Origin of the sequence: Pseudoalteromonas sp. TAE79 (genome assembly GCF_000498015.1) — a bacterium.
Lineage (GTDB): Bacteria > Pseudomonadota > Gammaproteobacteria > Enterobacterales > Alteromonadaceae > Pseudoalteromonas.
Genome location: NZ_AUTL01000090.1, coordinates 9771 through 18529, shown reverse-complemented (window position 1 = coordinate 18529; position 8759 = coordinate 9771). Strand labels below are relative to the sequence as shown.

The 8759-nt window shown below is 40.1% G+C and carries 6 protein-coding genes and 1 pseudogene (1 of these 7 only partly in view); 3 read left to right on the top strand and 4 right to left on the bottom strand.

From position 1 onward, the window contains the following. From carB to dapB, 3 genes are all read right to left on the bottom strand, one after another. A partial coding sequence (gene carB, locus L655_RS0104415; protein ID WP_024597203.1) for a carbamoyl-phosphate synthase large subunit occupies positions 1 to 2327 on the bottom strand: 2327 nt, incomplete at its 3' end. A 16-nt stretch (positions 2328 to 2343) separates the two neighbouring features. Further along, positions 2344 to 3480, bottom strand: a complete 1137-nt coding sequence (carA, locus tag L655_RS0104410; RefSeq protein ID WP_004335400.1) for a glutamine-hydrolyzing carbamoyl-phosphate synthase small subunit — start codon at positions 3478 to 3480, stop codon at positions 2344 to 2346. 361 nt (positions 3481 to 3841) lie between these two features. Next, on the bottom strand, positions 3842 to 4645 hold the full coding sequence (gene dapB, locus L655_RS0104405; RefSeq protein WP_024604221.1) for a 4-hydroxy-tetrahydrodipicolinate reductase: 804 nt from the start codon (positions 4643 to 4645) through the stop codon (positions 3842 to 3844). A gap of 357 nt (positions 4646 to 5002) precedes the next feature. Here dapB and L655_RS0104400 point away from each other — a divergent pair, with 357 nt between their 5' ends. The 3 genes from L655_RS0104400 to L655_RS0104390 all read left to right on the top strand — a co-directional run bounded on the left by L655_RS0104400 (position 5003) and on the right by L655_RS0104390 (position 8452). Then, positions 5003 to 6316 (top strand): Na+/H+ antiporter NhaC family protein, encoded by a 1314-nt coding sequence (locus L655_RS0104400; protein WP_024604220.1) that lies wholly within the window; start codon positions 5003 to 5005, stop codon positions 6314 to 6316. Between the two features lie 132 nt (positions 6317 to 6448). Next, positions 6449 to 7237 carry a nucleoside-binding outer membrane protein gene (locus L655_RS0104395; RefSeq protein WP_024604219.1) on the top strand — a complete coding sequence of 263 codons (789 nt, stop codon included), beginning with the start codon at positions 6449 to 6451 and terminating at the stop codon, positions 7235 to 7237. Positions 7238 to 7435: 198 nt separating this feature from the next. Then, the gene (locus L655_RS0104390) at positions 7436 to 8452 is read left to right on the top strand and encodes an alpha/beta hydrolase (RefSeq protein ID WP_024604218.1); all 1017 of its coding nucleotides are present in this window, start codon (positions 7436 to 7438) and stop codon (positions 8450 to 8452) included. Between the two features lie 111 nt (positions 8453 to 8563). Here L655_RS0104390 and L655_RS01000000125065 read toward each other — a convergent pair. Further along, positions 8564 to 8759, bottom strand: a pseudogene (locus tag L655_RS01000000125065) (M48 family metallopeptidase) (it continues 576 nt past the right edge of the window).

Below are 8759 nucleotides of genomic sequence, written 5' to 3'. Positions count from 1 at the left end.
CCGCCAATAATTACTTGCTCGCCGTCGCAAATTGCGTCAACGTCAACTTCAATTGCGTTATCTAAGAAACGGTCAAGTAATACAGGTGCTTCGTTTGATGCAGATACAGCTTCGGTCATGTAGCGACGTAAATCGTCTTCATCATATACAATTTCCATTGCACGACCACCTAGTACATACGACGGACGTACAACGAGTGGGAAACCAATTTCAACTGATTTAAGTAGTGCTTCTTCAGTTGAAGTTACTGTTGCATTTTCTGGCTGAAGTAAGTTCAGGCGCTCAACAAGTTGTTGGAAACGTTCGCGATCTTCTGCACGGTCAATCGCATCAGGTGAGGTACCTATTACTGGCACGCCATTCGCTTCAAGCTCACGTGCTAATTTAAGTGGTGTTTGACCACCGTACTGCACGATAACGCCTTTTGGCTTTTCAACACGTACGATTTCAAGTACGTCTTCAAGTGTAATTGGCTCAAAGTATAGTCTATCAGATGTATCGTAATCGGTAGAAACCGTTTCAGGGTTACAGTTAACCATAATGGTTTCATAGCCGTCTTCGCGAAGCGCAAGCGAGGCATGTACACAACAGTAATCAAATTCAATACCTTGGCCGATACGGTTAGGACCGCCACCAATAACCATGATTTTGTCTTTATCTGTTGGGTTTGCCTCACACTCTTCATCGTAAGATGAGTACATGTAAGCTGTGTCTGAGCTAAATTCTGCGGCGCACGTATCAACACGCTTGTATACTGGCACGATGTTTAATAGGTGACGTTTTTTACGAATTTCAGCTTCAGATACACCAGCAATTTCAGCTATACGTGGATCTGCGAAACCTTTGCGTTTAAGTTTACGTAGGAAGTCGGCATTTAAACCAGCCATACCTACTTCACCAATTTTTGCTTCGTCTTTTAAAATATCTTCTATTTGTACTAAGAACCAGCGATTAACTTTAGTCAGCTCATAAACATCATCAACGCTCATACCATGGCGCATTGCATCGGCAATGTACCAGATACGCTCAGCACCTGGCTCGCGTAATTCGCGGATGATTTTTTCTTTCGCTTTAGGGTCATCAAGTGCAACTATTGGGTTAAAACCTGTTGCGCCCACTTCAAGACCACGTAATGCTTTGTGTAATGATTCTTGTTGGTTACGACCAATCGCCATTACTTCGCCAACCGATTTCATTTGCGTAGTTAAGCGGTCGTTAGCACCGGCAAATTTTTCAAAGTTAAAGCGAGGAATTTTTGTTACAACGTAATCGATTGAAGGCTCAAAAGACGCTGGAGTTTTACCGCCAGTAATATCGTTTTGAAGCTCGTCAAGCGTGTAACCTACTGCTAGCTTTGCAGCAATTTTAGCAATTGGGAAACCCGTTGCTTTTGATGCAAGGGCAGATGAACGTGATACGCGTGGGTTCATCTCAATGATAACCATACGGCCATCTTCAGGATTAATACCAAACTGCACGTTAGAACCGCCAGTTTCTACACCAATTTCACGTAATACCGCCATAGAGGCGTTACGCATAATTTGGTATTCTTTGTCGGTTAGCGTTTGCGCTGGTGCAACGGTGATTGAATCGCCTGTGTGAACACCCATAGGGTCAAAGTTTTCAATGGTACAAACAATAATACAGTTATCGTTTTTATCACGTACAACTTCTGTTTCGTACTCTTTCCAACCAATCAGTGATTCATCAATCAATAATTCGTTTGTTGGCGATAAGTCTAAACCGCGCTCACAAATTTCTTCAAACTCTTCCATGTTGTAAGCAACACCACCACCGGTGCCACCCATGGTGAAAGAAGGACGAATGATACATGGTAAGCCAATTCGGCTCATTGTATCTTTAGCTTCTTCCATTGAGTGAGCAATTTCAGCACGAGGACATTCAAGGCCAATGTTTTTCATTGCTACGTCAAAGCGTTCACGGTTTTCTGCTTTGTCGATTGCATCCGCCGTTGCGCCAATTAGCTCAACGCCGTGCTTAGCCAATACACCGTGCTTGTCTAAATCAAGTGCACAGTTTAATGCTGTTTGACCACCCATTGTAGGCAGTACTGCATCTGGCTTTTCTTTTTCAATAATTTTTTCTACCACTTCCCAGTGAATTGGTTCGATGTAGGTAGCATCGGCCATTTCAGGATCGGTCATGATAGTTGCAGGGTTTGAGTTAACTAATATAACTCTATAGCCTTCTTCTCTAAGTGCTTTACACGCTTGAGCACCAGAGTAGTCAAATTCACAAGCTTGACCAATTACAATTGGGCCTGCGCCTAAGATAAGAATGCTTTTTATGTCGGTACGTTTTGGCATTATTACTCCAGTTAAATTAGTGTTTACGCGCTTGCATCAAATCGATGAAGTGGTCAAATAATGGTGCTGCATCGTGTGGACCTGGACTTGCTTCAGGGTGACCCTGGAAGCTAAACGCAGGCTTATCAGTACGATGAATACCTTGAAGCGTTCCATCAAATAACGATTTATGCGTGGCACGAAGCGTACTTGGTAGGCTTGATTCTTGAGCTGCAAAACCATGGTTTTGAGCTGTGATCATAACTACATTACGGTCTAGGTCTTTAACTGGGTGGTTACCACCGTGGTGACCAAATTTCATTTTTTCTGTTTTAGCACCTGAGGCAAGGGCTAATAACTGATGACCTAAACAGATACCAAAAATAGGTGTGTCGGTTTCTAAAAAGGCTTGAATGGCTTCAATAGCGTAAGTACATGGCTCAGGATCACCAGGGCCATTAGATAGGAAGATACCATCAGGGTTTAAAGCAAGTACGTCAGCGGCAGAAGTTTGCGCTGGTACTACTGTAAGTTTACAACCACGGTCTACAAGCATACGTAAAATATTACGTTTTACACCGAAGTCGTAGGCAACAACATGAAACTTTTCATCAGCAGCGTCAAGGGTTTTAAATCCTTCACCTAATGTCCAGCTTGATTCGCGCCACTCAAAATTTTCCTTGGTTGAGACAACTTTTGCTAAATCCATACCTTTTAAGCCTGGGAAGGCTTGCGCGGCTTGTAACGCTTTATTTTCGTCTAGCTCGTCACCGGCAACAATACACCCGTTTTGTGCGCCTTTATCACGCAAAATTCGAGTTAGCTTTCTGGTGTCGATGTCCGCAATACCTAAAATATTACGTTCTTTTAAGTAATCATCTAACGATTGCTCGTTACGAAAGTTACTTGCTAGCAGTGGCAAATCACGGATCACTAGGCCTTTAGCCCAAATTTGATTCGCTTCTTCGTCTTCGCTGTTGGTACCCGTATTACCGATATGTGGGTACGTCAAAGTTACGATTTGTTCCGCGTATGATGGATCAGTCAAAATTTCTTGATAACCAGTCATAGACGTATTGAATACCACTTCACCGACTGACATGCCGTCAGCGCCGATTGCAGTACCGCGAAACACTGTGCCGTCTTCTAGGACTAACAGAGCGGATTTAGTCAAGTTAAACCTCCTAACAGTAAAAAACGGGAGTAAGCAATTGCTTAACACCCCGCCAATACCCAGAGGGATCGTCAAAACCAGATTTTTGTGGGCTTAAATTGTTTTACGCAGTCTTAAATGATGCAGATGTAAAGCATTCAACCTTCAATCATTTTTCTTGCCTAAAACTATTTTCATTCCCACTGAAACCCTGGATTTACTAGCCACTTGGGTATAATTGGAAACACGCATTTAGTAATTTTTGGCAAATTGGCTGCATATTACATGAAGTTGCTATTTAGGTCTAACATTATTTGGTTAATTGTTACAAATAAGTCACTGTAGGTAAAATTAGACCCAAACAGTTAAAATAGTAACTAAACTACTTAAGATCTAGCACATCTTGCATATCATAAAGTCCAGCAGGTTTGTTTTTCAACCAGCTTGCAGCCCTTATAGCACCTAGAGCGAACGTCATTCTCGAACTTGCTTTATGTGTTAATTCAAGCCTTTCGCCCATTGTAGCGAAGTATGCGGTATGTTCACCTACTATATCGCCACCTCTTAGGACAGAATAACCAATCTCATTTTGAGATTTCGCTGTTTCTACTTGGCTTCGGTCATATACCGCAACCTCGTCGTGATCCCAGCCTTTCGCTTGCGCGATTGACTCACCTATTGCCAGTGCAGTACCCGATGGTGCATCTATTTTATGACGGTGATGCGCTTCAAATATTTCGATATCTAAATCGTCACCAAACTTAGTCGCTGCAGTTTGCACAAGGTTAAGTAATACATTGACACCTACGCTGTAATTTCGCGCAAATACAATAGGGATATGTTTAGCGGCATTGTGTAATAGCGCCATATCATCATTTGTTAAACCTGTTGTGCCAATTACCATAGGAATTTTTTGTGCAACAGCTGTTTTTAAATGGTTTTTCATACCCGCTGGCAGCGTAAAGTCGATTAAAACATCTACATTATCTATTGTACTTTCGTCGCTAAAGCTAACACTGTTCTCGGCTGCGCTATTTACTTGATTTACATTAATGCCTAATAGCGATGAACCACTACGAACATATGCGCCTGTAAGTTGTGTTTGCTCTTTAATTGTCACGGCTTCTAATAGGGCTAAGCCCATTCTGCCGTTAGCACCAAAAACACCTATTCGATTTGTAGTCATGGTTTTTACCTAATTTAATTTGAATCCGTTTATTAGCCATATATCCGGGCATTACAAAATACGCAGGTGGGTATTTTTATGCAGTTGGATAAATATTAATCGCTGAAAATCGCGTTGCTTTATAGATATTATCTAAAAGTCATGCAATAGTCAGGTGACCTTTTAATTTAATAATAATAATAATAATACCAGTTTACTTTAGCCATCTATACATTTAAACTTCTCTTTCGCGTCGATTTGGTCTTTGGCTTGCGGACGCTGCGGCTAACAACTTTTTAAAATAAAAAGTTGTACTGCTAAATTCAGCTAAAAGAGGAGTTTTGGCTGTGATAAATTTTACTGGTTATGAGGATTATGATGCAGCCATCATTTAATAAAAACAAAGCAATACTTTCTTTACTTCCCCTACTTACCTTTGTAGCGATATTTTTAGGCTCAGGTTTGTATTTGCAATCGCAAGGGGTTGATTATGCTTTTTACCAACTACCTGCACCTGTTGCTATATTGCCCGCTATTATGCTTGCGTTTATTTTAAATAAAGGCACGGTAAACCAATGTGTAGAGACCTTTATTAAAGGTGCCGGACACAACAATATTATTACCATGTGTTTAATCTACTTACTTGCAGGTGCTTTTTCGGCTGTGGCAAGTGCAACCGGTGGTGTAGATGCGGTAGTAAATGCAGGCTTATCGCTTATTCCACCTTCGTTATTGCTCCCTGGTTTGTTTTTAATTGCGGCCGTTGTTTCTACTGCAATGGGAACGTCAATGGGAACAATTGGCGCCATTGGCCCTATCGCTTATGCGGTATCAATTAAAACAGGTATAGACCCAGCATTAATGGCCGGTACGATTGTATCTGGCGCTATGTTTGGCGATAACTTATCTATTATTTCAGACACCACTATTGCAGCTACGCGCACGCAAGGTTGTGAAATGAAAGACAAGTTTAAAGAAAATCTTAAAATTGCAGTCCCTGCAGCCATTCTAACAATCGCCCTGTTGTTTTATTTAACACCTGCTGCACAAGTAGTTGAAACTAAAGACTATGACATTTGGTTAGTACTTCCTTATGCCTTTATTTTAGTGTTAGCAGTTGCTGGCTTGAACGTATTTGTAGTGTTGTTTAGCGGTATTATTTTTGCCGCATTAATGGGCTTTACAGGAAGTTACGAAGGCGCAAGCTTTGTAAAAGACATTTACAAAGGCTTTACTGATATGCAGGAAATATTTTTACTTTCTATGTTTATTGGTGGCTTATCTGAATTTATTCGTATCAACGGTGGTCTTGATTACATTGCTCAAAAAATTCAAGCAATTACTAAAATCATTGCAAAATGGCACCGTAAAGTGGCAGATCAATTAGGTATCGCTGCGTTAGTTTTAACAAGTAATGTATGTATTGCTAATAATACAGTGTCTATTATTGTGGCCGGTCCTATTGCTAAAAAGCTAGCAGATGACGGTGAAATAAGCGGTAAACGCTCTGCCAGTTTACTTGATATATTTGCCTGTGTTACACAGGGTTCATTGCCATACGGTGCCCAAGCATTGTTATTAGGTGCTACGTTTAAAATTAGCCCGTGGGAAGTATCTACCTCGTCATACTACTGTTTTATTTTAGCATTTACAGCCATTGCAGTTATTTGCTTACGCCGTAATAAAGCATAATTTAAACACCGATACTATGTTGCAGCTTAATAAGTAAGCTGCAACATATGTTAAAATAATACTCTACATATCAATCACTTTTGCTATAATGCGCGCCTTCGCGTGTCACTAAAATTATAGTTAAATACAGATATGAAATTTAAAAAATTACTTCCTCTCGTTACTTTTACATCAATTGCTTTATCGTCTTCTGCTTTTGCGGCTAATTGGAGCAGCACAGCACTACATATTAATAATGGCAACCAAAAAAACCCATTCACTGAGCAAGAGTCAAACACCACTGTTTACTCGGTTCAACATGCATCGGGTTACGATTATGGCGATAACTTCTTTTTTATCGATTACAGTAAAGACGATACCGATGATGGTTACCAAGATGCTGATTTTTATGGTGAGTGGTATTCAACGGTAAGCTTATCGGCCATTAGCGGCGAAAAAATTGGCGCAGGCGCATTATTAGATGTGGGCCTTACCGGTGGTATTAACGTTGCTGGCGACGCTAAAGTAATGAAATACTTGCCTGGTGTTAAATTAAGCTGGGATGTACCTGGGTTTAACTTTTTTCAAACGCTATTCACAGCTTACATTGACGATAGTGAAGGTGTAGCAAAAGGCGGGGCTCCTATTGAAACAAATAGCTGGATGCTTGATGTTGCCTTTGAATACCCTTTCACTATTGGCTCACAAAAATTTAGCTTTAAAGGCCACGCTGAATACATTGCAGAACGTGAAGATGAATTTGGTAACGATGTAGAGGCGTGGATACTCGCACAGCCTATTTTAGTATGGGATATGGGCCACGCTCTTCAAATGAAAGAAAACACACTACTGTTGGGTATGGAATTACAATACTGGCACAATAAACTAGGTACTGAAGTCACTGAGTCAGTGCCACAAATCCATATTGAGTGGACGTTTTAAGCTTTAACGATACTCGTTTTACCCTACATTAATAAGCGAAGCTCTCTTTTAGCTTCGCTTTTTTCATCTCCAAATTAAACAACGTTGAGCATGACAAAGCCTCAATTGAATAGTACTTAATGTTTGGTTACTATAATGAATTATTCTGAGTTTTATATATTAGAGCTCATATTATTTGTCCTTAATTGGAGTAACCAAATGTCGTCGATTAAAGTTATTTGCTTTTCTACTTTATTGTTATTAACAAACAATGCATTAGCGAGCACAACGCAAGATACCTCTTCACTTTCTTATGATGCGCTTTTAAGCAGTTACCAGTACGACTTTAAAGTAAATTACTTTAACATTGAGTCACAAAAACAGTCTCTTAAAATGGCCTATATTTACTTAAAGCCTACCAAATCCGACATGCCTACAGTGACGCTTATGCACGGCAAAAATTTTAATGCAGATTACTGGACTACCACTGCGCAATACCTGCAATCTTTAGGCTACGGCGTATTAATTCCTGATCAAATTGGTTTTGGAAAATCATCTAAACCAACTAATTACCAGTATTCATTTGCGGCTCTTGCTCATCATACTCATGCGTTAATGGACTCACTTAATATAAAAGAGTCAATTGTATTAGGGCACTCTATGGGTGGGATGCTAGCGAGTCGTTTTGCATTAATGTACCCAAACACAACAAGTAAATTAATTTTACTTAACCCTATTGGGCTTGAAAACTACCTGCAGTATGTTGATTACAAAGATACAAATTTTTTCTATAAAAACGAATTTTCAAAAACGCCCGAAGGCGTAAGAAAATACCAACAAAAAAATTACTACGATGGTAAGTGGAATGCCACATATTCAGCCTTAACCGACTTTATAACAGGGCAAATACAAGGCCCAGATAAAGAACAAATGGCATGGGTAAATGCAAAAACATACTATATGATTTTCACTCAACCTGTAATAACCGAATTTAAAGATTTAACTGTACCGGTTAAATTAATTATTGGTACACGCGATAGAACCGGCCCTGGCCGTAACTGGAAAAAAGACGGTGTTGATTACGAGCTTGGTCGATATGATAAATTAGGCAAACACGCTGCAACACTTATCCCTGACGCACAATTATTTGAACTGGATAATTTAGGGCACCTGCCGCACATTGAAGATTTCGAACGCTTTAAAAATGTATTTAAACAAGCACTTGCTGCTGAATAACCACGCTTAAAAACTAAAATAAAACCCCTGTAGGTAAAATACTTACAGGGGTTTTATTTTAATTACGCATTAATACTAAACGTACACTACTTCAAATAGTAAAGCGCTTAACTACAGTGTGCATTGTGGGTTTTTACCCTGTGCTTTAGCAGTGCCTTGCTCGCTAAGTGCTTTACTCATTTGCGCTTGTAAATTTTTAATACGGTTACTTGGCGCTGGGTGAGTAGATAAAAACTCAGGGGTTGTACCGCTGCCCGCTGCACTCATATTTTCCCAAAGTGTAACCGACTCTTGTGGATTAAAACCC

What these genes read in the sequence shown, in the direction of transcription:
- dapB (WP_024604221.1), bottom strand. Translation starts at nt 4,645, where the DNA reads ATGACTACAAATCGAATAGGTGTTTTTGGTGCTAACGGCAGAATGGGC.
- L655_RS0104400 (WP_024604220.1), top strand. Translation starts at nt 5,003, where the DNA reads ATGCAGCCATCATTTAATAAAAACAAAGCAATACTTTCTTTACTTCCC.
- L655_RS0104395 (WP_024604219.1), top strand. Translation starts at nt 6,449, where the DNA reads ATGAAATTTAAAAAATTACTTCCTCTCGTTACTTTTACATCAATTGCT.
- L655_RS0104390 (WP_024604218.1), top strand. Translation starts at nt 7,436, where the DNA reads ATGTCGTCGATTAAAGTTATTTGCTTTTCTACTTTATTGTTATTAACA.